General features: G+C 67.3%; 25 protein-coding genes. 13 read left to right on the top strand and 12 right to left on the bottom strand.

The window, feature by feature from the left end; genetic code table 11:
* Positions 1-652: 652 nt before the first annotated feature.
* Complete coding sequence (locus GVV77_RS14070; protein WP_159619373.1) at positions 653-1,921, top strand: hypothetical protein; 1,269 nt, start codon at positions 653-655, stop codon at positions 1,919-1,921.
* Between the two features lie 40 nt (positions 1,922-1,961).
* Here the strand turns inward: GVV77_RS14070 and GVV77_RS14065 are convergent, their stop codons facing one another.
* On the bottom strand, positions 1,962-2,669 hold the full coding sequence (locus tag GVV77_RS14065) for an SOS response-associated peptidase (protein ID WP_159619371.1): 708 nt from the start codon (positions 2,667-2,669) through the stop codon (positions 1,962-1,964).
* A gap of 155 nt (positions 2,670-2,824) precedes the next feature.
* Between GVV77_RS14065 and GVV77_RS14060 the strand changes: the two genes are divergently transcribed.
* The 3 genes from GVV77_RS14060 (at position 2,825) to GVV77_RS14050 (ending at position 7,235) form a co-directional block, all read left to right on the top strand.
* Positions 2,825-3,820, top strand: a complete 996-nt coding sequence (locus GVV77_RS14060) for a GmrSD restriction endonuclease domain-containing protein (RefSeq protein WP_159619369.1) — start codon at positions 2,825-2,827, stop codon at positions 3,818-3,820.
* 305 nt (positions 3,821-4,125) lie between these two features.
* Positions 4,126-4,584, top strand: a complete 459-nt coding sequence (locus tag GVV77_RS14055; protein ID WP_159619367.1) for a hypothetical protein — start codon at positions 4,126-4,128, stop codon at positions 4,582-4,584.
* A 74-nt stretch (positions 4,585-4,658) separates the two neighbouring features.
* Positions 4,659-7,235, top strand: a complete 2,577-nt coding sequence (locus GVV77_RS14050) for an AMP-binding protein (protein ID WP_159619365.1) — start codon at positions 4,659-4,661, stop codon at positions 7,233-7,235.
* Between the two features lie 3 nt (positions 7,236-7,238).
* On the opposite strand, the gene GVV77_RS14045 is transcribed toward GVV77_RS14050, so the two are convergent.
* A complete protein-coding gene (locus GVV77_RS14045) occupies positions 7,239-8,069 on the bottom strand; it encodes a DUF1684 domain-containing protein (RefSeq protein WP_159619364.1) in 831 nt (276 codons plus the stop codon).
* A gap of 150 nt (positions 8,070-8,219) precedes the next feature.
* On the opposite strand from GVV77_RS14045, the gene GVV77_RS14040 reads away from it, so the two are divergent.
* From GVV77_RS14040 to GVV77_RS14025, 4 genes are all read left to right on the top strand, one after another.
* The gene (locus GVV77_RS14040) at positions 8,220-8,669 is read left to right on the top strand and encodes a nuclear transport factor 2 family protein (RefSeq protein ID WP_201293242.1); all 450 of its coding nucleotides are present in this window, start codon (positions 8,220-8,222) and stop codon (positions 8,667-8,669) included.
* Positions 8,670-8,892: 223 nt separating this feature from the next.
* Positions 8,893-11,226 (top strand): coiled-coil domain-containing protein, encoded by a 2,334-nt coding sequence (locus GVV77_RS14035; protein WP_159619363.1) that lies wholly within the window; start codon positions 8,893-8,895, stop codon positions 11,224-11,226.
* A 243-nt stretch (positions 11,227-11,469) separates the two neighbouring features.
* A complete protein-coding gene (locus GVV77_RS14030; protein ID WP_159619362.1) occupies positions 11,470-12,618 on the top strand; it encodes a zinc-dependent alcohol dehydrogenase in 1,149 nt (382 codons plus the stop codon).
* A gap of 11 nt (positions 12,619-12,629) precedes the next feature.
* On the top strand, positions 12,630-13,205 hold the full coding sequence (locus GVV77_RS14025; RefSeq protein WP_159619361.1) for a hypothetical protein: 576 nt from the start codon (positions 12,630-12,632) through the stop codon (positions 13,203-13,205).
* A 49-nt stretch (positions 13,206-13,254) separates the two neighbouring features.
* Here the strand turns inward: GVV77_RS14025 and GVV77_RS14020 are convergent, their stop codons facing one another.
* A complete protein-coding gene (locus tag GVV77_RS14020) occupies positions 13,255-13,515 on the bottom strand; it encodes a GlsB/YeaQ/YmgE family stress response membrane protein (RefSeq protein WP_159619360.1) in 261 nt (86 codons plus the stop codon).
* A gap of 218 nt (positions 13,516-13,733) precedes the next feature.
* Positions 13,734-14,147 (bottom strand): nuclear transport factor 2 family protein, encoded by a 414-nt coding sequence (locus GVV77_RS14015; RefSeq protein ID WP_159619359.1) that lies wholly within the window; start codon positions 14,145-14,147, stop codon positions 13,734-13,736.
* A 225-nt stretch (positions 14,148-14,372) separates the two neighbouring features.
* On the opposite strand from GVV77_RS14015, the gene GVV77_RS14010 reads away from it, so the two are divergent.
* Positions 14,373-14,963 (top strand): TetR/AcrR family transcriptional regulator, encoded by a 591-nt coding sequence (locus tag GVV77_RS14010; protein ID WP_246199833.1) that lies wholly within the window; start codon positions 14,373-14,375, stop codon positions 14,961-14,963.
* Between the two features lie 36 nt (positions 14,964-14,999).
* Here GVV77_RS14010 and GVV77_RS14005 read toward each other — a convergent pair whose 3' ends face one another.
* From GVV77_RS14005 to GVV77_RS13995, 3 genes are all read right to left on the bottom strand, one after another.
* On the bottom strand, positions 15,000-16,937 hold the full coding sequence (locus tag GVV77_RS14005; RefSeq protein WP_159619358.1) for a PKD domain-containing protein: 1,938 nt from the start codon (positions 16,935-16,937) through the stop codon (positions 15,000-15,002).
* 104 nt (positions 16,938-17,041) lie between these two features.
* Positions 17,042-17,884 carry an HNH endonuclease gene (locus GVV77_RS14000; RefSeq protein WP_159619357.1) on the bottom strand — a complete coding sequence of 281 codons (843 nt, stop codon included), beginning with the start codon at positions 17,882-17,884 and terminating at the stop codon, positions 17,042-17,044.
* A 50-nt stretch (positions 17,885-17,934) separates the two neighbouring features.
* Complete coding sequence (locus tag GVV77_RS13995; RefSeq protein WP_159619355.1) at positions 17,935-18,441, bottom strand: metallophosphoesterase family protein; 507 nt, start codon at positions 18,439-18,441, stop codon at positions 17,935-17,937.
* A gap of 141 nt (positions 18,442-18,582) precedes the next feature.
* Between GVV77_RS13995 and GVV77_RS13990 the strand changes: the two genes are divergently transcribed.
* Together GVV77_RS13990 and GVV77_RS13985 are read left to right on the top strand one after the other, a co-directional pair.
* Positions 18,583-18,786 carry a hypothetical protein gene (locus GVV77_RS13990; RefSeq protein WP_159619353.1) on the top strand — a complete coding sequence of 68 codons (204 nt, stop codon included), beginning with the start codon at positions 18,583-18,585 and terminating at the stop codon, positions 18,784-18,786.
* Between the two features lie 69 nt (positions 18,787-18,855).
* On the top strand, positions 18,856-19,239 hold the full coding sequence (locus tag GVV77_RS13985; RefSeq protein WP_159619351.1) for a hypothetical protein: 384 nt from the start codon (positions 18,856-18,858) through the stop codon (positions 19,237-19,239).
* A gap of 82 nt (positions 19,240-19,321) precedes the next feature.
* Here the strand turns inward: GVV77_RS13985 and GVV77_RS13980 are convergent, their stop codons facing one another.
* Together GVV77_RS13980 and GVV77_RS18165 are read right to left on the bottom strand one after the other, a co-directional pair.
* A complete protein-coding gene (locus GVV77_RS13980) occupies positions 19,322-20,479 on the bottom strand; it encodes a baeRF2 domain-containing protein (protein ID WP_159619349.1) in 1,158 nt (385 codons plus the stop codon).
* A 173-nt stretch (positions 20,480-20,652) separates the two neighbouring features.
* Positions 20,653-20,817, bottom strand: coding sequence for a hypothetical protein (locus GVV77_RS18165; RefSeq protein ID WP_201291487.1), 165 nt, complete (start codon positions 20,815-20,817; stop codon positions 20,653-20,655).
* Positions 20,818-21,023: 206 nt separating this feature from the next.
* On the opposite strand from GVV77_RS18165, the gene GVV77_RS13975 reads away from it, so the two are divergent.
* The gene (locus GVV77_RS13975; protein ID WP_120169891.1) at positions 21,024-21,440 is read left to right on the top strand and encodes a CBS domain-containing protein; all 417 of its coding nucleotides are present in this window, start codon (positions 21,024-21,026) and stop codon (positions 21,438-21,440) included.
* A gap of 144 nt (positions 21,441-21,584) precedes the next feature.
* Here GVV77_RS13975 and GVV77_RS13970 read toward each other — a convergent pair whose 3' ends face one another.
* The 3 genes from GVV77_RS13970 to GVV77_RS13960 form a co-directional block, all read right to left on the bottom strand.
* A complete protein-coding gene (locus GVV77_RS13970) occupies positions 21,585-22,001 on the bottom strand; it encodes a hypothetical protein (RefSeq protein WP_159619347.1) in 417 nt (138 codons plus the stop codon).
* 86 nt (positions 22,002-22,087) lie between these two features.
* Positions 22,088-22,942, bottom strand: coding sequence for an NAD-dependent epimerase/dehydratase family protein (locus GVV77_RS13965; RefSeq protein WP_159619345.1), 855 nt, complete (start codon positions 22,940-22,942; stop codon positions 22,088-22,090).
* Positions 22,942-23,946, bottom strand: a complete 1,005-nt coding sequence (locus GVV77_RS13960) for an aldo/keto reductase family protein (protein WP_159619343.1) — start codon at positions 23,944-23,946, stop codon at positions 22,942-22,944. The genes GVV77_RS13965 and GVV77_RS13960 overlap by 1 nt, the downstream gene beginning before the upstream one ends.
* 157 nt (positions 23,947-24,103) lie before the next feature.
* On the opposite strand from GVV77_RS13960, the gene GVV77_RS13955 reads away from it, so the two are divergent.
* Complete coding sequence (locus GVV77_RS13955; RefSeq protein WP_159619341.1) at positions 24,104-25,177, top strand: lipid II:glycine glycyltransferase FemX; 1,074 nt, start codon at positions 24,104-24,106, stop codon at positions 25,175-25,177.
* The last annotated feature ends 38 nt before the right edge of the window (positions 25,178-25,215 follow it).

The following is a 25,215-nucleotide window of genomic DNA, read 5'->3' as shown; positions in this document are numbered from 1 at the left end:
AAATTCTCGCCATCGTCGCTGCTCACCTCAGACCCGGCCACCACCGGCAGATCGGCGTAGGGGCCGCGGGTCATTGCTGCCTCCTCGATTGATCGGGAACTAGGGGTGCTCGTCCACGGGGCTGCCCGGTCCGTCGATGGCGGTCCGGCCGGACTGCGGGCCGCCATCCTCACAGTGCCGCAATCCCGGCTGAATGCCCCTCGTCCACGGCCTTTTTGACGGGCTGCTGCGGCGCAGCAGCGGCACCGGCATGCCGGTGCCGGGGGCTAACCGTCCGGCTTCCGGCAGGCGCGGTGAGTCATCGGCGTGATTTTCGGGACCTATAACCATTTGGCCACAGGATCTACCGGTAACTTTTCGGCTACCCGTGAATTCGATACGCTCCGGTGATCAGGTTTAATACGGGGGGAATTGGGATGACAAAATCATCGTTTGGCGTGGAAACTTCACCGCCGACCGCTTTGAGTGGGTAATTACTTTCCCGCACTGCCCTTCCTGGAACAGCCCGGCGGCTAACCGCCTGCGGCACACGGAAGCGGCCCTTCCGCAACGAACCTCCGCTGACTCCAGTGCTCTGCCCGCGTGTTTTGTCGCGCGCCCCGGCGGTACTCCCTGCGGTAATTCCTCCCTCCACTTTGCGCACAAGGAATCTATGAACACACGATCCGCAGGGCTGCGGACCATCGCCGCGGTACTTGCCGCAGCCGGCATACTGGGCGGCGGCCTCCTCGTACAGGCACCCCCGGCGCGGGCCGACATCCGGGAGGCCGTTCAGGAGACGAACCCCTGCGAACGCTTGAACGCAGGCCAGGTGCTGTATCCGGGGTACGGAGCAAATAGGGTCACCTTCGCGACCACGGCCCACCGAAGCAGCAGTGATGCCCTGGTCACCACCTGCGTGAGGTCGGGTCCGCGCTACGTGCAGGACTGGCAGAAACCCGGAAATGTGGGGCGCAATGGGTTTCGAGCCCCCGGAATTCCAAGCGGCCACACGGCGGCGGAGTATTCCCCGACGGGTTCCTACTCGGTTACCGAAGGCTTTGGGCTGTGGAACCCGGGCACCCGGCTCCGGTTCCGGATTCTTAACAGTCTGTCCCGCTGGGGCGGCGGGGGAGAGTATTCGGCCGATTACAACAGATATTTCGAATCGAGCTCCCATGACTTCCCCGACGAAGACATGTGGGAGTTCGCGACGCGCGCGACCGGAGATTACCGGCAGGGCGTGGTCCTGAATTACAACAGGCCCCCGGATTCTCCCATCCGGGAGGGCGCGGGATTCGCAATTTTTATGCATTCGAATCCGGCCCCGACGGCGGGATGCATTGCACTGCCTGAGGCTCTGGTTACCCGCTACCTCAAGGATGCGGTGCCCGGCGACCGGGTGATCATGGGCGCGGTGGGTGATGTCTTCACCCCCTACTCCGCCGCCCCGACCGGTCCGATCACCAGCAAGTTCACGGTGGCCGGCGGGCGGGTGGCGTTGGGCGGGCCCGTGGGCAATGAGGTCACGGGGTTGACGCGTGGCGGAAGGTCCCAGGATTTCGAGCGAGGGACCATCCGGTGGTCACCGGACGGCGGAGCGCACGTCCTCCGGGGTGCGATCCGGGGTGCCTATGACCGGGCGGGCCGGGAGCAGGGAGCTCTGGGGTATCCCACGTCGGATGAGACGGGCGGAAACGGCGGGGTTTTCCAGACCTTCGAGGGCGGGGCGGTCTACTACTCCCGTGCGACCGGAGCCCGGATCTCCACGGGCCTGGTCCACGACCTCTATCTGGAAGCGGAGGCCCGGGCGGGCCGGCTGGGCTATCCGACGTCCAATCCCACTCCAATTCGAGGCGGAGTTCGGCAGGCCTTTCAGGGCGGGTCGATCACCTGGTCCCTAACCTCAGGGATCCGGGTGGAACGGCTGCCTGCCCTGTAGCTTCACGGGGCAACAGGGAACGGGCAGGCGGCGGGCGGGGCTATTCGGCCGGTTCGATGAGGTGCGGCCCGTCATTGCGGACCGATCCCACGTCCTTGCCCACGACGCGGGGGACCAGGACGGGTTCCGGGATCGCGTCGATCAGTGCCAGGACGTCCTGCTTCGCGGTGACCGCCGGATCGAGCCAGTCCGAATGGAGGTCCTTCGGGACGATCAGCGGGGAGCGGTCGTGGATGTGCCCGAGGCTGTCGGTGGCGTCGGTGGTCAGGATGGTCGCCGTGGTCAGCCACTTCTGAGGATCTCCGTCCGCCTTCTGAGGATCCGGCCAGAACTCATACAGGGCGGCGAAGGCGATCAGGTCGTCCTCCCGCTCGGGGTGGAGGTAGGTGGGAGTCTTCGTGCCGTCGGGATTCTTCTGCCATTCGTAGTACCCATTAGCGGGAACCAGGGCCCGGCGTTTGGCGGCCGCGGTGCGGAAGGAGGGCTTGTCGAGGACCGATTCGGCGCGGGCATTGATCATCCGGGCGCCGATCTTGGGGTCCTTCGCCCACACGGGGACAAGGCCCCAGCGGGCAATGTCGAGCCGGCGGGTCAGGGTGCCATCGCTGAGCCGTTCCGAGACGAAAGGGATCCCGGTCATCGGGGCAACGTTCCAGGACGGGTTCATTTCGTCCTCGAACGACTCGTCCACATTGAACGCATCGAGCATTGCCGCCTTGTTTCCCGCGATCACGAAACGTCCGCACATGCTGCCATTGTGCCGCACTCCCCGCCCGGAGTCCGCTTCCTTCCGCGGGCGTCGGGACCGAACCGTTAGCCGTACGGCGGGCCGCCGATGAGCGGGCGTGCCCGGACGGTAGGGTCGAGGCTGAGCAATTCCGCACCACCACACCCCTGGGAACCATGCACCTTCGCACCACGAGAGCCGCCGTCCTGCTCGGGGCCGCCCTGGCCGCCGGGGTCGTCGGCTGCTCGCCCGCCCTGCAGGGCGCCCCGGCGCCCGTGCCGTCGGTGGCTCCCGCCCCGTCGACCGCCCCGACGGAGGACGGGTCGGACGAACCCGCAGCTCCTGTCCCGGACGCGTCGATGCCGGCCGCCCCGGCGCCGCCGGCCGGGACGGCGCTCGCCGGCCTCGAAGCGCTCGCCGTCAAGGGGCGGGCGCCGAAAACCGGATACGAGCGGGAGAAGTTCGGGCCGGCCTGGGCCGACGTCGATCGGAACGGCTGCGATACGCGCAACGACATCCTTGCCAAGGACCTCTCGGAGGAAACCTTCAAACCCGGCACCCGGAACTGCGTGGTGCAGGCCGGTGTCCTGAAGGACCCGTACACGGCGGTGAGCGTATCGTTCGTCAAGGGCGGGGACGCCCTTGTCGACATCGATCATGTCGTCGCGCTGGGCAATGCCTGGGAGACGGGCGCCCAGCAGCTTTCGGACCAGGACCGGCTGCGCTTCGCCAATGACCCGCTGAACCTCCTCGCCGTCGACGGCCCGGCCAACCGGCAGAAGGGGGACGCCGATGCCGCGACCTGGCTGCCGCCGAACACGTCGTACCGGTGCGACTACGTGGCCCGGCAGACCGCGGTCAAGCTCAAGTACCGTCTGTGGGTGACGGCCGCCGAACGAGGCGCCATCGAGCGGATTCTCAGGTCCTGCCCGGGCCAGCCGCTTCCCAGCGCGACCACCGCTCCGCCCGCCGGCGCCCCGGCCGGGACGCCCGGGGAAATCCCGCCCACGGGCGGACCGGGGGGACGGGAGAGCGTGCCGCCAACCGGGGAGGTGATCTACGGGAACTGCTCGGACGTCGAGGCGGCCGGCGCCGCGCCGATCACTCCGGCGGATCCGGGGTGGGATGCCTCGTTCGACCGGGACGGCGACGGTATTGGGTGCCAGTCCTAGGCCGGTTCCGAACGATTAGCGCGCTTTCAGCCCCTCCGGACACGCCCACGGTTGCCGTTTTTCGAATTGCGTGCGACGCGGAAATTGCATGTTACGCTCCGGTAATGTCGCCAACTTTATCGGCCGACTAATGCGCCACAGACGCATTAAAGGGACGTGGAGCCGGGGCCTGCGAGGGCAGGTCGGCCGCCGAACAGCGAGGGTCTCACCATGCCATGTGCACACCACGGGTTCGCCCCTGTCGCGGCGGACGCCGCACAAACCGGCTTTCGGGCCGCCCGCTCCACACGCTTGAGGCGCACCGCGTGAGTGCAGCTCCAGGCTACGGTCCCGGGTCCGGAGCCCTTTCGGGCCGGAACGCGCTTCGGTATCGAAGCGGCGCTGAGCGCGACCCCGAAAAGTGGACGGGGAACCTCGTGGATTGCGATGCGGGCATCGCGAAGGCCAATTTTCCAGCCCAGGGAGCCTCCGGCAGCCCTTCCCTTCTCGACGTGGTGCTTGATACCGCCGACCCCGGCCCGGACGAGCTGCTTTCGGCGATCAAGGGGCTGGCGGCAGAGCTCGATTACTGCATCGTCCGCCTCGCGCAGTCTTCATCGGCAGGAATTGCCGACCGGGACCTGCGGGTTGCCAACAGTTCGGCGGCGGAGTGGGTGCGGCGGACCCTCGAGGACATCATTGCCACCTCCGCGGGAATCCGCTTCGCGGGCCGGGATCAGGTTCAGTCCTCCCCGGCGAGGGAAGGCCTTTCCGCAGCCGGCTGAACGGGCCGGTCCGGCCCCGGCGACCGACGCGGTGCCATTTTTACTTAGGTAACCCTTCCTCATAAGGTTACGCAGTGACCTCGAACCTGTTCCTCACGCGTGCCTCCTTCGCCGCCGATCTCGCCCACCACGGGGACCGCCCTGCTGTGCTGATCGATGGTTCGACCCTCAGCTACCGTGAACTGGCCGGCCGCGTTGAGGCCTTCGCCGCCCGCCTGGGCGCCCAGCGGCGGTTGGTGGCGCTCGCGGCCGCCAATGATCTCGATTCGCTTATCGCCTACCTCGCGGCGCTCACCGCCGGCCACCCCCTCATCCTCGTTCCTGCCGACAAGCCGGCCGCCCTCGAGTCCATCGTGGCGGCGTACGACCCCGACGTCGTCCTGCGCTCCGGCGATTTCCTCTCCTTCGAGGAGCGGCGCCCCGGCACTGCGCATGAGCTGCACCCCGAGCTTGCCCTGCTGGTCAGCACCTCCGGCTCAACCGGTTCCCCCAAACTGGTGAGGCTCTCCCACGAGAACCTCCAGTCCAACGCCGAAGCGATTGCCGGGTACCTTGCGATCGGGCCCGAGGACCGTGCCGCGACGACGCTTCCCCTGTCCTACTGCTACGGACTGTCGGTGATCAACAGCCACCTGCTGCAGGGGGCGGGCCTGGTGCTGACAGACCTGTCCGTCGTCGACCCCTGCTTCTGGGAGCTGGTCCGCACCCACGGGGTGAGCTCCTTCGCAGCTGTGCCCTACACCTTCGAACTCCTTGAACGGGTGGGGTTCGCCGACCTTGAGCTTCCTTCCCTGCGGTACATCACCCAGGCCGGGGGGCGGCTCGCGCCCGAGCAGGTGCGCCGGTACGCCGCGCTCGGCGCTGAGCGCGGCTGGGACCTGTTCGTCATGTACGGCGCCACGGAGGCCACCGCCCGGATGGCCTACCTCCCTCCGGACCTGGCGACCGCGCACCCGGGCACCATCGGCGTCGCGGTGCCGGGCGGAGCCTTCCGCATCGACCCGGTGCCCGGGCTCGACGACGGCGAACTCGTGTACACCGGCCCGAACGTCATGCTCGGCTACGCCGAGGCGCCGGCCGATCTGGCGCTGGGCCGGACGGTTCAGGAACTGCGCACCGGGGATCTGGCGCGCCGGCACCCCAACGGCCTGTACGAGGTGGTGGGGAGGCGCAGCCGGTTCCTCAAGATCGTCGGACTGCGCGTCGACCTCGGCCAGGTTGAGCGGATTCTCGACGGCCTCGGCGTGCGCGCGATCAGTACCGGCACCGATGAGCGGCTCGTGGTCGCGATCGAGGGCGGAGCCGATGTGCGCCTGCTCGGCAAGGTCCTCGCCCAGCAGCTGGGCCTGCCCCGGGCCGCCGTCCAGGTCCACGGCGTCGACCGGCTCCCGCGCCTGTCCAGCGGCAAACCCGACTACCAGGCCGTGCTCGCCTTGGCCGCAACACGGGCAGGGGCGGTGTCCGAGGAAGCCCCCGCCGGGGATGGCCCGGAGGACCTGCGGAGGATCTACGCGGAACACCTTGAGTGCGGCGCCGTCCGGGACGATGACACCTTTGTCTCCCTCGGCGGGGATTCGTTGTCCTATGTGGCGCTGTCGGTGCGGCTCGAAAAGGTCCTTGGCTCCCTTCCGGCCGACTGGCACCTGATGCGGGTCGGGGACCTCGCTCGGCCGGCCCGGAAGGCGCGCCCGGCCCGGCGCTTCCTCGCCCCGCTCGAAACGAGCATCGTCCTGCGGGCCGTCGCCATCATCTTCATCATCAGCACCCACGTGGGCCTGTTCACGTGGCCGGGTACCGCCCACGTGCTGATGGCCGTGGCCGGTTACAACTTCGCCCGGTTCCAGCTCGCGGGGGAGCGGGTTGCCCGCCTGAGGCGCCAGGTACGGAGCCTCGGACGGATCGTGGTGCCGAGCGTGGCCTTTATCGCTTTCGCCTACCTGGTGACCGACCGGTACTCCCTGGCGAACATCGCGCTCCTGAACTCGCTGATCGGGCCCCGGCACGTGACCGCGGAGTGGCAATTCTGGTTCGTCGAAGTGCTCGTGTATGTCCTGATCTTCCTGCTGGCGCTCCTCGCGGTTCCGTGGGTGGACCGGGCCGAGCGGGGCGCACCGTTTGTCTTCCCGCTCGCTCTGACCGCCCTCGGCATGCTGGGCCGCTACGACATCCCGCACATCAGCGTGCCGCACACCGCACCCGTGCTATGGCTTGTTGGCCTGGGGTGGCTGATGGCCCGGTCCCGGACCGCCCTCCAGCGGTCGGTGGTGACGGCCATTGCGGCGCTAAGCGTGCCCGGCTTCTTCGACGACGCCGCCCGGGAAGCGACCCTGCTCGGAGGGCTCCTGCTGCTGGCCTGGCTTCCTGCCATCCCGCTCCCGCGCGGGCTCCACCGGCCGGTCGGGGTGCTCGCCAGTTCCTCGCTGTACGCGTACCTCACCCACTGGCTGGTTTTTCCCCTGCTGGAGCCGTTCAGCCCTGCGCTCGCGGTGGGCGCCTCGTTGGTTGCCGGCGTGTCGTACTGGGCGCTGACACAACGCGTCGCCGGCGTCGCCGGTCGGATAAGGGCCCGCCGCGCACGGCAGACTCTCAAGGTCCCCGCAACGGAAACGGCGTCCGCCCGCCACGGGGTGGACGCCGTCCGGCCGGGATGACCCTCAGCCGGCAGGTTGGATGTCGAAGGCCTTTTCTCCGGCCTCGATCTTCACATCAAGGCTGTTGTTCCTCACCGGCATGGCGCATGTGCCGTAGGGGGTGAAGGCGCTTGGATAGTTGATCGCACGGTTGAAATCGAGGACCACTGTGCCGTCGGGGCGGGGCCGGCCGGTCTCCACCTTCCGCCAGTCGTCCGTCGTTGCGCCGTTGGTCTTGTCGTGGAACGTGACGGTCAGGCCGCCGAGTTTCCCTTCCTCGGCCTGCAGCCGATACTCGTGGTCGATGCCGGGAAGCCGGAACACGAGCTCACCGGCGCTGCGGTGCACCCCGTCCACGAGTGGGTTGGCGGTTCCGATCGGCATCTCGACCGGCTCCGGGTAACGCTCGAAGCGGGCAAGGACGGCGAGTTCCGGGCTGTAGTCGAACGTTGGAACTCCCTCAAACTCGGTGAACACCGGGGAGAGCGAATCGCGGGTGCGGATGGCATACTTGTTGCCGCGGACGGCAAGCTCGACCACCACGCGCCGTCCATCCTCGCCGCCGAAGGCGACCCACATGAGCGATTCCTCATTGTCGAGGCTGGCGGTGACGGTTCCTTCGACGGGGTCGCCCGTCTCTCCAAGCGTCAACCCGTCGGCGGCAGCGGCCGTCAGGACCGCCTTCGTGCCGTCCGTCGACCACAGCCCAGGAACCAGCTCCATCGGGGAGGGCTCGGCCGGGAGCCACTGCAGCGACGTGAGCGTCAGCCAGCCGTGCTCCTTGGCCAGAGCGGTGTTCCGGCTGTTGCGAAATCGAAGCCATCGCTCCAGCTGGGCTTTTTCGGGGGTGCTCATACTTCCTCCAGGGATAGGTGACTACCTTCTCTCAACCGCATGCCGGGGTCGGGAATTCCCCGTACGCAGGCGGGGGGCGGTCCCCGGGTGCTGCGTCCAGGCGGCATCGACCTCTGGCTGTTCACGGCCGTCCGGCGTAGCATGACCGCCATGGCTGAGCCTGAAATCGGGACTCTCATCCGGCGGGCGATGGACACCGGTGACGCATCGATGATGCGCGAGGCGTTCCTGCGCCTGGTCGGCGGTGGTCATGACTCGCTCTCGCCCGAGGCCGAATACGAACTGCGGCATCCCGATTACGTCATGGAAATGCCGCAGTCCGGGGAACGAATCCGCGGGCGGGACGCCATGCGCTCCATGCAGGAGCAGTTCCCCGCGCCGCCCGACATCACCGTCCGGCGGGTCACCGGCACCGGGACGGTCTGGGTGATCGAGGGAGTCAACGATTACGGCGGTGGAGAGCTCTGGAACGTCGTCGTGATCCTCGAGTTCGACGGGCAGGGCCGGATCCTGCGCGACACCCGCTACTACGCCAAGCCCTTCGACCCTCCCGCCTGGCGGGCCGGCCTCGTGGAGCAGATGGGTGAGTCGAGCCAATAGCGTCCGGATCGCCGGCCGCCTCCCGGCACGCCGGTGTCCGCACCGCCCCGGCACCCGGGTGAAGCTGCTGTGCATTCCCCGCGAAAGGCCAGCAGGTAGTTCAGCGCCCGCTGACCAAGTAGTCCTAACGGCTTTCGAGTAGTCGGTACTGTGTCCCGACGCAACCAATGTCCATAGATTCCTTGAGGCAACCAAATCATGTTTTTCGGTCTCAGGAGTAATCATGCGCGACTCAAACGCGACATCCGTCCTCGCCCGCCGTGTTGCAAGCGCAGTGATCCTGCCCGGCATCCTCGCAAGCGTGCTGGTGTTCGCCCCGCAGGCCTCGGCCACGACCGGCCCGACATCGGGCATCTGCAACGGGGTGGTCAACCAGCAGGCGCACCGCGGGGGCGTGCAGGAAAACCTGCTCCGGGCCGCAGCCAAGAAGAACGCGGAGCAGATCTCCAAGCTGCAGGCCGAGCGGACCGCGCTCCAGGCCACCGCCACCACCCTCACCACCCAGATCGCTGATGCGGAGAAGGCAATCGCCGCCCTCGACGCCGAGGCCGCGCAGCTGGACATCGATGTGAAGGACGCCGAGGCAGAACTCGCAACGCTGACGGCGGACCAGGCGAGTGCCGCCACGTCGATCGAGGAAGCCAAGACGGCGCTGGCCGACCTCAACGTGCAGCAGGCCGACACCATTGCGAAACTCGCGCCCCTTCAGGAACAGCTGACCGCCGCGCAGGCCGACTCCGAGAGCCTGGCGAAGCAGGCCGCAGACGTGGACGCAGACCTGGCGGCCCACCAGGAAGTGCTGAACACCGCCACCGGGGAGCTGGCCCTGCTTGACGCAGCGGCCGCCAACACCTCAGGTGCCCTGGCCGCGCAGAACGACGCGGTCGCCGCCGCCGAGACCGCGCTTGTTTCGCTGACCACGACTGCGGAGGATGCCGCCGCCGCGGTGACCGCCGCGGAGCAGGCCGTCTCCGGATCCGAGGTCGAGCTTCAGCGCCTCGCCGACTCCGGTATTGCCGCGCAGGCCGAGCTCGATGCCCAGGCGGTCCGGATCGAGGAGGCGAAGACACTCCTCGCCGCACGCCACGCCGATGCCCAGAAGGCTGCGGATGCCGTCACCGCGAAGAACGCCGAGATCACCACCGCACAGGGCGAACTTGGCGTACTTCAGGCCGATGCCACGAAGGCTGCGGACGCCGTCACCGCGAAGCACACGCAGATCGCTGCCGCCCAGAATCAGCTCCCGTCCCTGAAGGCCGACGCGACCAAGGCCGCCGACGCCGTCGCTGCCAACGCCGCAGCCGTCACCTCGATCAACGGGCAGATCACGACGCTGCAGAACGACATTGCGGCTCTGGGCACCACGATCTCGACGAAGCAGGCCCAGCTCTCGGCGGCTCAGGCCGAGCGGGCGGCACTGCAGACCCGGCAGACCCAGCTGCAGAACGACATCAGCGCCCTCAACGCCGAGATCGACGCCATCAAGGGCAATGGCAAGAAGAAGGAGGAGCTGATCGCGCTGCGTAACACCAAGCAGGCCGAGCTCACCTCCGTGACGAACCAGATCACCCAGAAGTCCGGCACCATTGCCGGCCTTTCGGGCGACCTCACTACCCTGCAGAACCAGGTCAACGCACTCAACGCCCAGCTCGTTGCGAAGCAGGGCGAAAGCAGCGCCCTGCAGCGCCAGGCTGCCCCGCTGCAGGCCGCGCTGACCGCGGCGCAGGGCGCGGTTGCCACCAAGGAGGCTGAGATCCTGGGCCTCCAAGGCCAGCTGCCCGCCCTTGGAACGGCGCTGACCGAAGCCAACGCCGCGGTGGCCACGAAGCAGGGAGAACTGACTGCCCTCCAGGGGAAGCTGCCGGCCCTCGAGGACGCCGCAGCCGCAGCCGCCGGTGCGGTGGGCGCCCAGGAGAAGGTTGTCGCCGACCTCGAAGCCGGCCTGCCGGCCCTCACCGAGGGTGTTGCGGAGGCCGAGGCGGCCATCACCGCCGAGCGGGCGGTGCTCGAGGAACTGCAGGGTAACCTTGCGGACGCCGAGGACGCGCGCGCAGCTGCGGAGGCGGCCGTGGACGCCAAGAACGCGGAGCTGACGGGCCTGCAGGATCGGCTGCCGGCACTGCAGGCAGCCGCCGACAGCGCGGCCGCGGCTGCCGCTGCCACGCGGGTCGAAATCACCAAGCTTAACGCCGATGTGGACAAGCTGGTGGCCGATCTCTCGGCGCTGAACGGGCAGATCGCTGCCAAGGAGGCCGCGGTCCTCGGGCTGCAGAACCAGGTGGCGCCGCTGCTGACCCAGCTCAATAGCCTCAACGGGGAAATCAGCGCTGCGGAAGCGGCCCTCAAAACCCTCCAGGGCCAGCTGACCACCCTCGACAAGCAGGTCACCGACGCCCAGGCGGTCCTTCGGAACCTTGAGGCGCAGAAGAAGACAAACAAGGCGGCCGTCGCCGCGCAGAAGGCCACGGTCCTCTCGCTTGAAGACCAGCTCGGAGCCGTCCAGCTCAAGATCCGCTCCATCGACGGCCAGATCGCCCTCGGCGGCTGCGTGGCCTGATACCAGGGCAGCACTCAACCGAAGAAGGCCGCTGTCGGATCCATCGATCCGGCAGCGGCCTTCTTCGAGTGTCTCCCGTCGTGCCGTGCAGGGTCCGGGCAGGGCAGGCGGGCGGCCCGGGCCCGCTAGCATCAACCCGGCCATCATGCTCGGTGCGGTGCGTCCAACAAAATTCTTGACCCTCTTTCCGCGGCCGTGGAACGCTACCAACCAGCCCTCGAACTGCCCTGAAAGGCGGCGCTGATGCGAGCAATGGTGTACCGCGGACCGTACAAGATCAGGGTTGAGGAAAAGGACATCCCACCGATCGAGCACCCCAATGACGCGATCGTCCGGGTGACAACTGCGGCCATTTGCGGGTCGGATCTCCACCTCTTCCACGGCATGATGCCCGACACGCGGGTGGGAATGACCTTCGGCCACGAGTTCGTCGGCGTCGTCGAGCAGGTCGGCTCCTCGGTGCAGAACCTCAAACCCGGCGACCGGGTGATGGTTCCGTTCAACGTCTACTGCGGCACCTGCTATTTCTGCGCACGCGGGCTGTACTCCAACTGCCACAACGTCAACGCCAACGCCACCGCGGTCGGCGGCATCTACGGGTACTCGCACACCTGCGGCGGGTACGACGGCGGCCAGGCCGAATACGTCCGCGTGCCGTTCGCGGATATCGGGCCGAGCATCATTCCCGGGTGGATGGACGAAGAGGACGCCGTCCTGCTCACCGATGCCCTCGCCACCGGCTACTTCGGCGCCCAGCTCGGGGACATCGTCGAGGGGGACACCGTCGTGGTCTTCGGTGCCGGGCCGGTAGGCCTTTTTGCCGCGAAGTCCGCCTGGCTGATGGGGGCCGGCCGGGTTCTTGTGATCGACCATCTCGAGTACCGGTTGGAGAAGGCGCGCACCTTCGCCCACGCGGAGACCTACAACTTCGCCGAGTACGACGACATCGTCGTCGAGATGAAGAAGGCAACCGACTACCTGGGCGCCGACGTCGTTATCGACGCCGTTGGGGCCGAGGCCGACGGCAACTTTCTGCAGCACGTCACTTCCTCGAAATTCAAGCTGCAGGGCGGCTCTCCGATCGCGCTGAACTGGGCGATCGATGCGGTGCGCAAGGGGGGAACCGTCTCGGTGGTCGGAGCCTACGGCCCAATGTTCAGTGCCGTGAAGTTCGGTGACGCCTTGAACAAGGGGCTCACCCTCCGGATGAACCAGGCTCCCGTGAAGCGGCAGTGGCCGCGCCTGTTCGACCATATCCGCAACGGTTACCTTAAGCCGAGCGATATTGTGACGCACCGGATCCCGCTCGAGCACATCGCCGAGGGATACCACATCTTCTCGGCCAAGCTCGATAACTGCATCAAGCCGTTGATTCTCCCCGCGGCCAGCTGAAGGGAAGGACCGTGCCGTACACAGCCAAGAAGCCTACCCGCGCGAGGTCGAGCGAGGAGCTGCGCGCCGCGATTCCCGGCTGGGGCGCGGACCTCGACCCGAAAGACCGCCCCTCGGTGCCGAAGGAACAGTTCGACCCGACCCTCAACGGTGCGCGCTGGGAATTCCCCGAGCGGCAGGAAGAAAAGTGGCCCCGGGAACGCTCGATCGAGCACAAGTTCCTGACCCCGGTCTTCGGGACCTCGGTGAGGCCCAAGGGGCTGTCAGGGATGATGCGCAAATACGCCTACCGCACCTTCAGCGAAGGACGGGCCGCGCACTGGGTGATCCTGCTCGCCTCCGACCGGGTCGACGCCTGGGAGAGCCATCTGGCCTCGTTCGGAACACTGCGCCCCGACAACCCGATCACCCAGACGGGGGTCCTCAGCGAATTCTCCCGCCATCCGATCGCCTCACGTACCGGGACCAAACGCGTCGACCTCAGGCACCAGTGGATCGATCCGATTCTTGTCGGCGGGCCATGGGTCCTTGCCGGCGGGCTGAGCGTCGCCGTGGCGCGGCGGCTGCTGAGGCTCCGCCGCGCCTGACCGGGACACCGGCTCGGCGCCGGTCGCTCCTACTAACGGGTGACGCGGCTCAGCGGGTGACGCGGCGGCGCCCGGCCATGGCTTCGGCGACGCCGATCAGCAGGACGGCGGCGATGACCGAGACAATGAAGCCGAGGAAATTGAGCTCAAAAATGCCCCCGGTGCCCAGGAGGCTGGCGATCGAACCCCCGATGACCGAGCCAACGAGGCCCAGCAGCAGGGTGGCGACCAGACCGAGGTTCTGCTTGCCCGGCTTGATCAGCCGCGCGAGTGCGCCGATGATGAGTCCGGCAATGATGAATCCAATCACTGTTGCGTACCTTCCTTGCTGACGTACCCCGCTGGTGCGGGGCGCGCTGCCTGATGCAACGCCGTTCTCCTCGATCCTATGGCCCCGGCGGACCGGTGGCCGGAACGGGAGGGGTGCGCACTATCACTCGCCCCGGTTGCTGATGGTGGTGTACAGGCACTGGAGAGGAGCACTCGCCCGGGCCCGGGCCCGGGGCCCAGGTGAGCGGCGGAGGCGGCTCAGTCGAAGAACGCCTTGGACACAGCCTCGGTGTCTTCGGAGAGATGCATCCGAACGAACCTGCCGTCGGCGGCAACGAGGTGGAGGACGGCTGGGGTCACCCAGGAGCGGCCGGTGCTGCGGGCTGTATGCGCGAAGGTTGCGAAGATGACGGCGTCCTCGCCCGAGAGGACGAGCTTGTCGAGTTGGACACTGCTCTTATCAGAGTCGAAGTGCGGCCACATCGTGGTGAAGTACTCAGCGACCTGGGATCCCTTGGATCGCCTGCCCGTCCACGGCAGGTCCGGGTGGCCAGGGACGTACCAGTCGATGACATCGGCGAACAGGGCTTCGACGCCTTCGGCGTCCTTGCTGCCCAGGGCCTGAAGGAAACGGGTGACGAGGTTCTCGAGGGATGAATCGTTATTTACCATACATTCAAGAATGACGTTTCTTGACCTTATCGTCAAATAACGCCCTGTTCCTGCCTGCGGCCGGCCCCTCAAGCCGGGCACCCTGAACCTCGGGCCCCCGGGAGGTCGAGGTGGTGCCGGCCCCCCGGCGCGAGCGGTGGTCCATGGGAGAATTGAGTGGAATCACGGCTGCGGCTCGTCCGTTGATTTCCACGGACGCGTTCGATGGCAGGAGGGTGAAGGCTGATGGCGGCTCGAGGCAGGCCCCGCGAGTTTGATGTCAATGAGGCCCTTGAGCGCGCGGTCGACGTCTTCTGGCGCCAGGGGTATGAGGGCACGACCCTTGAGGACCTCACGAACGCGATGAGCATCAGCCGCCCCAGTCTGTACGCGGCCTTCGGCAACAAGGAAGGCACCTTCCGGCAGGCGATCGGCCGGTACTCACGCGTCGAGATGTCCTACGTCGATGCAGCCCTTGCCATGCCCACCGCCCGGGCGGTCGCGGAGCATTACCTGCGCTCGAACGTTGTCTCGATTACGCTGCCTGATCGACCCCGTGGGTGCCTTTCAATCCAGGGCGGGCTCTCGGGTCATCCCACCGATCAGCGGATTGTCGATTTCCTGAACGAGAGCCGCGGCGCCGGCGAGGCCCGGTTTGTCCGCCGCTTCCAGCAGGCCATTGACGAGGGCGATCTTCCCGCATCCGAGGACCCTGCCGAGCTGGCCCGGTATCTTGCCACGGTCACCGCTGGGCTTGCCGTCCAGGCCTCGGCCGGGGCGTCCCGTCCCGATCTGGCCCGGGTGGCAGAACGCGCACTGGCCGCCTTTCCCCGGTGACCCTACCGGCAGCACCGGTAGGGTCGGGCGGCGGTGCTATTCCGTGAGGGTGCCCGTGATCTCCTCGAACTGGACGGTGACCGGGGCGTTGGTCGCCCCCGATGAGAGGTAGGTGTTGATGCCGGCGGCCCCGGGGGTCTGGAGCCCGGGGGCGGAATCCCGGGTGTCGATCTGCCATTCCGAGGGTTCAGGTTCTCCTGCCTTCCATACCTTCGCACGCAGGGTTGTCGGGCTCGTACCGGTGGCCTGGGCCCGCACATTGACGATCTCCCCTCCGGCGACCGTGAGGTCGGGGACTGGAACTTCAGGTCCGATCCGCACCTCCGCGCCGTCCCTGTTGACCCGGTCGATGAGGAAGGAAAGCTCGCCCTCAGGCGAGAATTTGAGGACCGTTCGGTAGGCTCCGGCGCGGTCGGTCTGGCGGGTGATCAGACGCAGATACAGGCTTCCTCCGGCCGGGCGCCGATCCACCCCGAGGGCGGCACGCAGGTCCATCCTGGAGCTGTTCACCGCCTCCAGGGACGCGGCCGCTCCCGACGCGGGGGTGGCCAGCTGCATGATCCCGCTCCCGTCCGCCACAAGAAAGGCGCCCGGTTCCCCGCTGTCGGTCCAGGCCCCGCCTTCCTCGGCGTCGCCCCAGCCGGTGTCCGTGGTGCGCTCGAACGGGTCCGAGAAGGTCGAGGTGGCCTCGTCACCTTCGGTCACCGAAACCTGTTTGGAGACGGTTTGACTGCCTGCCTTGTCCTTGACGGTCAGCGAGATCTCATAGTCCCCCGGAGCGTCATAGGTGATGGTCGGCCGGACCCCGGTGGCGGTTTCGCCGTTGCCGAAGTCCCACGTGTAGGTGCGGTTCCCCTGCGCGGGCAGGGGCGTGGAGGCGTCCAGGGCGCAGCCAAGACCCGCGCAGTCCTCGGTGAAGGAAGCCTCGCCATCCCGGCCTCCTGCTTTCCCCCGAATGGTGAAGGAGTCATCGAAGGTTCCGCCGGCCGCCTTGACGAACTCGGCCGAGATTGAGCGTTCGGTGACGGAGACATCGAGCAGGCCGTGGGTGGGATTGGCATTGGTGGCCGTGTGGGCCGCGAAGTAGCCGGCCTCAGGGTCAGCGGGGTCGGCGTCGCGCAGGCCGATTCCACCGGTGCCGATGGTCGCGAACACCGTGCCCGAGCCCTGGGCGAGCGAACTGTCGGTATCGGTGATGCACTCCTCATTGAAGGCGTCGGGGACGATTTCGGCGCAGCCCTCCCCGTGCCCGATCTGGTAGGTGCGTTGGTACAGGTGCTCGTGGCCGTTGAGCACAAGATCGACCTTCTTGCTGATTAGCAGGTTGGTGAGCTCTTCGCCCGCCGAGCAGCTGTATTCGCCCAGCGATAGGCACGGCATGTGGTTCCCAACGATCACCCACGGGATGCCGCTGTCGCGGGCACCGTCGATCGCCGACTCCGTCCAGGCGTAGTGGTCCGAGCCGGGACGGTAATCCCAGGACGTTTCACTCTCGGGAAAGACCAAACCCGGGGAGATCATCACGAAGCGGGCGATCGGGTCCTCCGCCGGCACATCGACGTACCACTCACGCCCGTAGGTCCCCACCAGCCCGGGCAGCCGGTTGGGAAGGCAGGCGGAGAAGTCATTGATGTTCCCGTCACTGCCATCGCTCTCATGGTTGCCGGCGATCAGCTGGAAGGGAAAGGCTGTACCCACCTTGCTCGTGACGAAGTCACACCATTCCTGTTCACCGCCCGGACGGCCGTAGGACAGATCCCCCAGTGCCAGGGTGAATTCCGGGGACAGTGAGGCATTCTTGGTCAGGACGGCCGCTGCCTCTTCCGAGGCGGCGAAGTCCCCCGCCGCGGTGAAGTGGATTGCGGCCGCCGGCTTGCGCTCACCGTCCTCTTCGCCGTTGAGCAGAAGGAAGCCCACAACTAGAAGGGCGAGAGCAGCGATCACTGCCGCCGCTATCCCGAAGACACGGACCATCGTTACCTCTTGTCATTGAAGGGGCCCCAGCACCAGCCTTCGACAATCGGCTCGTGACGTATCCGCAGTATATGAGGGCTTCCGCGGATCTGACCACGGCCCTCCTAGCGGGCTCCCAGGATCCGCACAGCGTCAGCCTGGGCCGTCAGCTGCTCCGCGCTGAGGGCTGTCCCCGGCAAAAACCCTGCGGCGGACCGCAGAGCGCGCAGTTCGGCCGGCGAGTAGGGGTCCGGGAGACGCCGGTGTGCCATGGAGTGACAGTTGGGGCACAGCGGGATCAGGTCGGCGATCGGATCGAGTTCGTAGCCCGCCCCCAGCCGGGTGGCCGGGACAAGGTGGTGCACGTGCACGAAGTCCCGACCGGGCGGCCCGAAGGCCTCCTCGAAGGAAAAGCCGCAGACCGCGCAGGAGGTCCCGTGGTGAGCCAGGCAGACGCGGCGGGCGGAGGGGTCCCTTTCGTACCGGTTCACCCGGGCCTGAGCCAGCGCGCCCGGGGGGAAGGTTCCGGGGGGAGGAAGAAGGGGATCTGCCTCCTCGAGGGTGCTCGTTTCAGCCCACAGGGTCCGCAGCGCCGACCCGGCCGCGGCTGGGATCCGGCGGGAGGGACGGTTCACCCCCCAGGCGATGCCCGGGACACGCAGGGTCAGGAGGTCCAGGGGAATTGAATCTCCCCGGGGCCTCAGAGCATCGAACTCGACGAAGCCCGGAGACCCGCCCGGGCCGGCCGGTTGGGCGTCGGGGGACGAGACAACCCTGCCGTGGCCCAGAACACCGCGGTCGCCGCCTCCCTGGCTGAACAGCCACACCTCGGTTCCTGCCGTTGCCTGGCGGGGTGGAAGAACCCACCTGCAGCGGAAAAGCCCGGCCGCGGCGACCTCGTCCACAGCCGACCGGTACCCGCCAAAGGGATCAGCTCCCCGGTCGGGATTCCAGCCAAGCAGGATCATAGGGTCAGTGTGCCATGCCGGTGAGCGCTTGCGGAGGCCCGTCCGGCGGGTCAGGCCCGAACCGGCAGGAGGTGGAGGTCGACCTCGAGCCGGTGGCCGTCAACGGTCGCCGTGAGATACGAGCAGTGCGGCTGCCGCCGTCGATCGGTCGGGGATCCCGGGTTCAGCAGCCGCATGCCGGCGCCGGTGACGGTATCCCACGGAATGTGGCTGTGACCGAAGACCAGCACATCCGTGTCGGGGAATTCGCGGTCCATCCGCTGCTCCCTTCCGGTCTTGGCGCCCGTCTCATGGACGACAGCGAACCGGAGGCCCTCAATCTGTTCCCGTGCCACCAGCGGCAGCCGGGCCCGCAGGGCGTCGCCGTCGTTGTTGCCATAGCAGCCCAGGAGCCGCCGGGAACGGCGGCGGAGTTCTTCGAAGAACGATATGTCCGTCCAATCACCGGCGTGAACCACGATGTCGGCGCTTTCGACGGTGGGCCAGAGGGCTTCGGGGAGGGTTTTCGCGCGGGAGGGGATGTGCGTGTCCGAAAGGATCAGCAGGGAGGTCGGCATGACAGGAATTGTGCCAGCTTCAACGGGTGGCCGTCCGTGACAATCAGCAGGCGGTGTGTAATGCTCTCAGTAAGCGTGCTTAGTATTTCAGTTTTGTCGAACCGGCATCCAAGGTCTGGACGTCCGAGCCACGGAGGAACTATGAACATTGATAAATCGCTGATCATTGAGTTGTTAAAGTCGCAGGGTAATTCCGATAAGGCGGATAAGGCCGAGTCCGAGCTACCCGACACTGTAGACACCGAGCAGCACGCGGGACTTCTCGCCAAGCTCGGAATCAATCCGCAGGACCTGCTGGGCAAGCTGCCCGGCGGTCTTGGCGGGCTTGGCGGCCTCGGGGGCTAGTCCGCCGGGACTCAGCGCATTGAATAAGGCACCCCGCACGTCAAAGGCGACAGGGAAGGTGAACGGGCAGTGGAGACAAGTCAACTGATCTGGATCATTGTTGGGATCATCGTCGTGCTGGCGGTGATCGGAGTGGTGATAGCGCTGAGCCGGAAACGCCGGCAGGCCCACTCTGAGCGGCAGAAGGAAAAGGGCCGCCGGCAGGCAGCCGAGATTCGGGAGAAGGCCCAGGAGACTGAACTTGAGGCTCGTGAACGCGAAGCCAAGGCAGCCATGGCCGAGGCCGAGGCGCAGCGTGCCGAGGTCGAGGCCGAGCGGCTTCGCCGCCAGGCCTCAGAGCGTCAGTCGGACGCCCAGGGCCTGAGGGAAGAAACGATGAATCATGCCCGCAAGGCCGATGAGCTCGATCCCGACGTCGACACCCGCCGCCGCGACAGCGACAGCGGCAGTTAGGCGTCTGGCAACCACCGCCGGAGCCCACGAAGCGGGACTCCCCAGCCTCGGCTGGGGAGTCCCGCTTTGTGTTCCTTGGGTCCTACGTCGCCGCCGGAACGGTGGGGCCGGTGGCCCAGCGCAGCAGGGCGGCGATAGGTCTTGAATCAAGCGCCCCCGGCGGATAGAGCACTGTCTCGGCGTCGGTCAGCGCAGCCGCACGCAGGATCGCGGCGAGCGCAGGGACGCTGCCAAGTGGGCCCGCTCCGGCAGTGGCTTCCTCGTCCGCGGCGATCCAGGGCGGGGCGTCGAGAGCGAGCAGCGTCCTGTCTCCCCAGGCCGTGGATTCGAGGAGCAGGGTTTCGACCTGTGCCTGCTGCAGCGCGGTGACAACCGCGCCCAGGCCGGCCGCCGAGATACCGGATCCTTGGCCTTCGTGCTCGGCGAGCCGTTCGAGCAGGTGATGCTGGTGGTCGGCCATCACCTTCGTGACGAGCCGGTCGACCTGCAGCGTGAAGGTGTCGGCATCGGATCCGCCGGTGCGCGTGTGACTGTCGACCACGCCGAGGATCGCCCGGGACTCCTCTGACACCTGGTCGGCGACGAGTTGCCGGGCCCGGATGTCGCCGGAGAGGACGACGAGCTTCGCGCGCGAGGACGAGACGGCCCTGTCGATCTCCGCGGCGACCTCCGCGGCATTGGACTTCCAGACCTTTTCTGCGTGGTGGTGGTACCGCCCGTGGGCCCAGCCGCCGGCGTGGACCTTCCGCATGTGTTCGGTGTCGCCCTCGATGGCGGCCACGGGCTCGCCGCGGTCCGGGGCTCCCCATTCCCGGTCCGCCCTGCGCAGGTACACCTCCCCGCCGTCGCGCCCGACTTCGGCCACGACATAGGCGAACCCGCCCGGGCAGTGGCGGGCGAGCGGGCTGAGGTCGGGGATGGGCCCGACGGCGATGACGGGGGATCCGGTGACAAGCCCGCCCGGGAGGAAGTCGTCCACGGCGGCTTCACCGCCGCGGACCAGGACGAAGCGGGCCACCGGGTCGGGTAGGCCCCGGGCCGACTTCGTCAGCGCTGCCATAGCGGCCTTGATGTCCTCCTTGGGCGCGCCGTTGCGCTCCATGGCGTCCGCGACGGTGAGGGGAAGGGTGTCGTCGCTCGCGAACGAGTCGTCGGCGCCTGCGCTTCCATCGACGTAGATGGTCGTCCAGGGCCCGGCGAGCTTGTAGAGGCCCGCATGGTCTTTCACTGCTTGGGTCATTGGCAGCACCTTTCTAAATGTGCTTGTGCGCCGTCACCGGCGCAGCCTGCGTGAGGTACGTACGGTTTACCACTTGGCCCGAGCGCTGGAAAGCGCACGGATCGAAATGACGGCGGGACCGGGCTTTAAGACTTCCTGCCGGCAGCTCTGCGCGGCGGCCCCCAGCCCAGCGGTCAGGAGTCCTTGCCCGAGGGGGTGTCTCCGTACTCGGCGGCGGAGTCGTCGCCCTCGGCGGCATCCTGACTGTGTTGGCGAAGATCGGCCGGGTCCGCGGCGGGATCGCCCTCGGCGGGTGCCTCGTTGTGGGTTCGTTCCTGCGGCTCTGAGGGTTCTGACATGGCGGCGACCGGTCCTTTCAAAGGCGACGGGAGGAGGTGAGTTCCCTGAGGGGCAGTCTACGGAGCGGCCGGGCCGAGCATAACCCCCTCCAACTCCTTTGCTTCGGAGGTGCGTGGGCGGATACTACTAAGCAGGCTTACGGTTAATTGCCGGAGCCCGCGGCCGTGTCCATCGACGCGGCGCACCCAGCAGGAAGGAGAGCGTCATGCCAACCACAGCGCGAGACATCATGACCGGCAGCGTCGAATGCGTGGGCGAAAAGGACACGCTGCAGCAGGCGGCAGTGAAGATGAGGGACCTCGATGTTGGGTCGCTTCCGATCTGCGGCGAGGACGGCCGGCTCAAGGGCATGCTGACGGACCGCGACATTGTGGTGAGGTGCCTGGCCGACGGAGGCGATCCCACCAGCGTCACAGCCGGCGACCTCGCCCAGGGCAAACCGGTGACCATCGGCGCCGACGACACCGTTGAGGAAGCGATCCGCACTATGCAGGACCATCAGGTCCGGCGGCTGCCCGTCATCGACGGGCACGACCTCGTCGGGGTGATCAGCCAGGCGGACATCGCCCGCAACTACCCTGAGGACCGGGTGGGCGACCTCGTGGAACTGATTTCGTACTAGTCCCGGTTCGAGCCGGCGCGGCGGCCGCAGGCCGGCCCGGAGCCGCTTTTTCTAAGTTCTCGGCACATCGCCCGCTCCGGAACGGCGACGGCGGCCGCCTCTCCAAGGGGCGGCCGCCGTCGCTGGGGCAATTCGAAAGGACGACTACTGAAGGTCCTTGTCGTCGATATGGCTCAGCGGCGATCCGCCACTGTTGGAGGGGTCGTCGCTTGAGTCCACCTCGTCGTCCTCGCCGATGCCGAAGTCGACGTCGTCGGCTGCCTCGCCCAGGGTCGGGACGTCCGGGGGGATCTGCTCGTCGCCGTGCTCCCAGCGTGCCCGCGCGGTTTCATCGCGGAGGATCTGGTCGGTGAGCAGGGAGTCATCCTCCTCGTCGTACCCCTCGCCCTGGAGCAGCGGGTCCTCCTGCCAGCGGTCCGGGTTGTCCTCGGCCGCGCCCGGGTACAGGTCAGCGTTGTCCCCTGCCAGCGGATCGAGGTCGGCCAGCGACCTTTCCTCCGCTTCGAGCTTGTCGTCGGTGATGATGGTGAGGTCCTCGTCGGGGAGGTTCTCTTCGGTCATGGTTTCACCTCTCGTTGCATGGGCACACTGTCCATCCTTCATCAGTAAGCCTACTGATCTTTTTTCCCCGACGGTAGCCGCCGCCCTTACCGGGGGTCCCGCCAACTGTGTCGGGGTTCGAAGCCCAGCACCCGGCGCGCCTTGTCGATGGCGAGCAGCGTTCCGTTCCCGCCGACGTCCCTGCGGAACTCCACTCCCGGAAACACCTCGGCGGCCAGCTCCGCGCTGGAGCGGGTCATCACCGTATCGGCGGCGGCGATCAGGAAGGTGTCGAAGCCGGGCCCCGCATTCTCAAGCGCCTTCTGCACGGCCTGCGCGCCGTCGCGGCCGTCGATGTATCCCCACAGGTTCCACTTCCGCAGCCGCGCGTCGGCGTCAAAAGACGGAAATTCGTCGTAGTCCTCCGGGTCCATCACATTGGAGAAGCGAAGGGCCGTGATGCTCAGGGCGGGGTCCCACCGGGCGAACTCGGCGGCCATCTGCTCCTCGAGGTGCTTCACCAGGGAGTAGGTGCTCTCGGGGCGTGCGGGATATTCCTCGTCGACGGGCAGGTACGGCGGATCCGTGTCGAAGGGCAGACCCTGGACGGTCTCGCTCGAGGCGTAGACGATCCGCCTGATCCCGGCGCGCCGGCACGCCTGGAAGACGTTGTAGGTGCACGCCATGTTGTTCGCGAAGGTCGCCGCGTCCGCCGTGATCCCCGGGGCGGGGATCGCCGCAAGGTGCACGACGGCGTCGAAGCCATCGTGCACGCCGTCCACGTCGAGCAGGGCGTCGAGCACCTGCCCGTAGTCGCGCAGGTCGATCCGCAGGAAACCGTCACCGCGCTCGCCGTGCTGGTCGAGCTCGAGGACCGTGTTGCCCGCCTCGCGCAAGCCGCGCACCACGCTGCGGCCCAGCTTCCCCGATGCACCCGTGACGGCGATGCGTGAGCCGCCCATCAGGCCGGCCGCTTCTCGGGGGACTGCGTGCGGGCCGGGTCCCGTTCGGCGAGTGCGCCGAGCGCCTCATCGATGGCCGCCACAACGTCCGGCTCAAGGACCACGCCGGAGGCCGCGGCGTTTGACTCCACCTGCTCCGGCCGGGAGGCGCCGATGATGGCAGAGGCGACATTCCGGTTCTGCAGCACCCAGGCGATGGCCAGCTGCGCCAGAGTGAGCCCGACGCCGTCGGCGATCGGCTTCAGCCGCTGCACGCCGGTGAGGACGTCGTCCTCCATCCAGCGCTTGATCACTGCGGCGCCGCCCTTCTCGTCCGCGGCGCGGGTGCCCGGTTCGGGTTCCCTTCCCGGCAGGTACTTGCCGGTCAGGACGCCCTGGGCCACCGGCGACCAGACGATCTGGGACAGGCCCAGCTCCTCGGAGGCCGGCACGACCTCCTCCTCGATCACCCGCCAGAGCATTGAGTACTGCGGCTGGTTGGAGATCAGCTGGATTCCCAGATCCCGGGCCAGGGCATGCCCGGCGCGGATCTGGTCCGCCGTCCATTCGCTGACCCCGATATAGAGGGCCTTGCCCTGGCGGACGACATCGGCGAAGGCCTGCATCGTCTCCTCAAGCGGGGTCTCGCTGTCATACCGGTGCGCCTGGTACAGATCGACGTAGTCGGTCTGCAGGCGGCGCAGGGAACCGTCGATGGAGTCCCGGATGTGCTTGCGGGACAGCCCCACCTCGTTGTGGCCCTTGGACCCGGTGGGCCAGTAGACCTTGGTGAAGATCTCGATGGTCTCCCGGCGCTCGCCCTTCAGCGCCTCGCCCAGCACGCTCTCCGCGGCCGTGTTGGCGTAGGCATCGGCGGTGTCGAAGGTGCTGATGCCGGCGTCGAGGGCGGCGCGGACACACCGCATCGCCACGTCGTTTTCCACCTGCGACCCGTGGGTCAGCCAGTTCCCATAGGTGATTTCGGAGATTTTCAGTCCACTGTTGCCGAGGTATCGAAAGTCCATGCCCCGATGCTACCGAGGTGGAACGCTCCTGCGGGTTAAAGCGGTTCCCGCGTCGCGTCATGCGGTCCGCCTTCGGCGCAACAGTTAGACTTGGGCGGGTAAATCCGTGCGCCGGGACCCCGCCGGCCACCTCCGGGCCACCAGCAGAGAAGGCACCTTGATCAACTTCACCGCGCGTTTCGCCACGAAAGCGGAGCAGGACAAGTGGGACGACCTCGTTCCGTCCAACCCGGACGGCGGAAATGTCCTGCAGTCGGCCTCTTTCGCCGAAGTGAAGTCGCATCATGGGTGGAAGCCGCGGTTCCTGGTCCTCGAGTCCGCCGAGTACTTGAGCTATAACCTGGTGCTCGAGAAGTCCTTCCCGGTCCTTGGCCGGCTCTGGTATCTGATCAAGGGCCCGGGCGCGGCCGTACCGGCCCACGTACCGGCCATGCTCGGCGCGCTGAGAGACTTCACCGCCGCATCCGGCCTGAACGTCTTCGCGGTGAAGATTGAACCCGATATCGTCGACTCTCCGGAGGTCCGGCAGCTTTTCACCGCCGCGGGCCTGCACAAGACCTTCGACCTCCAGCCGAATGACCATACGGCCCTTCTCGACACCACGCCGGAGTCGAACCAGCTGCTGCGCAACCTCTCCTCCCGCGGCCGCAATGCAGTGCGCCGGGCTCTGCGGGAAGGCGTCGAAGTGCGCCGGGTCGAGCCGACCGAGGAAAACTTCCGCATCATGTACCGGCTGATGGCCCATATCGAGGACCGCTCGGCCGCCCGCCTGCGCTCCTTCGAGTACTACAGCCGGTTCTGGGGGAACTTCGCCGCCGCCGGCCAGGGCCGCCTCTACTTCGTCTACGAGGACGGCGAGCCCTCGGTGGGCGCGTTCATCATCAACTACGGCAGCAAGGGAACCTACAAGGACGGCGGGTCAAAGCCCGGGCGTTCGCAGTACGGGGATTCACACCTGCTGCAGTGGACGGCCATCAACGACCTCAAGGACGAGTTCGCCATCCGCGAGTACGACTTCTGCGGCACCCCGCCCGCCGACCGGCTCAAGGACACCTCCCACCCGCACCACGGCCTCGGCCTCTTCAAGACGAGCTTCTCCAAGACAGTCACCGACTTCACCGGCTGCTGGGACCTTGCTTTGAATGAGAAGAAGTATCGGCTCTGGACCGCCGTGGGGGAACGGGTGGCCCGCCAGATCTACTGGCGCCGGCACCAGCAGCCCTTCTACTGATCGAAGAACAGCCCGCGGGCAGCAAGGCAGGGAATACA

Origin of the sequence: Arthrobacter zhaoguopingii, assembly GCF_009828605.1 — a bacterium.
Classification (GTDB): Bacteria; Actinomycetota; Actinomycetes; order Actinomycetales; family Micrococcaceae; genus Arthrobacter_D; species Arthrobacter_D zhaoguopingii.
This window is presented reverse-complemented; position numbering and strand designations above follow the sequence as displayed.

What these genes read in the sequence shown, in the direction of transcription:
- GVV77_RS14005 (WP_159619358.1), bottom strand. Translation starts at nt 16,937, where the DNA reads ATGGTCCGTGTCTTCGGGATAGCGGCGGCAGTGATCGCTGCTCTCGCC.
- GVV77_RS18165 (WP_201291487.1), bottom strand. Translation starts at nt 20,817, where the DNA reads ATGTCAGAACCCTCAGAGCCGCAGGAACGAACCCACAACGAGGCACCC.
- GVV77_RS14030 (WP_159619362.1), top strand. Translation starts at nt 11,470, where the DNA reads ATGCGAGCAATGGTGTACCGCGGACCGTACAAGATCAGGGTTGAGGAA.
- GVV77_RS13975 (WP_120169891.1), top strand. Translation starts at nt 21,024, where the DNA reads ATGCCAACCACAGCGCGAGACATCATGACCGGCAGCGTCGAATGCGTG.
- GVV77_RS14000 (WP_159619357.1), bottom strand. Translation starts at nt 17,884, where the DNA reads ATGATCCTGCTTGGCTGGAATCCCGACCGGGGAGCTGATCCCTTTGGC.
- GVV77_RS13990 (WP_159619353.1), top strand. Translation starts at nt 18,583, where the DNA reads ATGAACATTGATAAATCGCTGATCATTGAGTTGTTAAAGTCGCAGGGT.
- GVV77_RS13960 (WP_159619343.1), bottom strand. Translation starts at nt 23,946, where the DNA reads ATGGACTTTCGATACCTCGGCAACAGTGGACTGAAAATCTCCGAAATC.
- GVV77_RS14060 (WP_159619369.1), top strand. Translation starts at nt 2,825, where the DNA reads ATGCACCTTCGCACCACGAGAGCCGCCGTCCTGCTCGGGGCCGCCCTG.
- GVV77_RS13970 (WP_159619347.1), bottom strand. Translation starts at nt 22,001, where the DNA reads ATGACCGAAGAGAACCTCCCCGACGAGGACCTCACCATCATCACCGAC.
- GVV77_RS13965 (WP_159619345.1), bottom strand. Translation starts at nt 22,942, where the DNA reads ATGGGCGGCTCACGCATCGCCGTCACGGGTGCATCGGGGAAGCTGGGC.
- GVV77_RS14070 (WP_159619373.1), top strand. Translation starts at nt 653, where the DNA reads ATGAACACACGATCCGCAGGGCTGCGGACCATCGCCGCGGTACTTGCC.
- GVV77_RS14010 (WP_246199833.1), top strand. Translation starts at nt 14,373, where the DNA reads ATGGCGGCTCGAGGCAGGCCCCGCGAGTTTGATGTCAATGAGGCCCTT.
- GVV77_RS14040 (WP_201293242.1), top strand. Translation starts at nt 8,220, where the DNA reads ATGGCTGAGCCTGAAATCGGGACTCTCATCCGGCGGGCGATGGACACC.
- GVV77_RS14035 (WP_159619363.1), top strand. Translation starts at nt 8,893, where the DNA reads ATGCGCGACTCAAACGCGACATCCGTCCTCGCCCGCCGTGTTGCAAGC.
- GVV77_RS14015 (WP_159619359.1), bottom strand. Translation starts at nt 14,147, where the DNA reads ATGGTAAATAACGATTCATCCCTCGAGAACCTCGTCACCCGTTTCCTT.
- GVV77_RS13995 (WP_159619355.1), bottom strand. Translation starts at nt 18,441, where the DNA reads ATGCCGACCTCCCTGCTGATCCTTTCGGACACGCACATCCCCTCCCGC.
- GVV77_RS14045 (WP_159619364.1), bottom strand. Translation starts at nt 8,069, where the DNA reads ATGAGCACCCCCGAAAAAGCCCAGCTGGAGCGATGGCTTCGATTTCGC.
- GVV77_RS13980 (WP_159619349.1), bottom strand. Translation starts at nt 20,479, where the DNA reads ATGACCCAAGCAGTGAAAGACCATGCGGGCCTCTACAAGCTCGCCGGG.
- GVV77_RS14065 (WP_159619371.1), bottom strand. Translation starts at nt 2,669, where the DNA reads ATGTGCGGACGTTTCGTGATCGCGGGAAACAAGGCGGCAATGCTCGAT.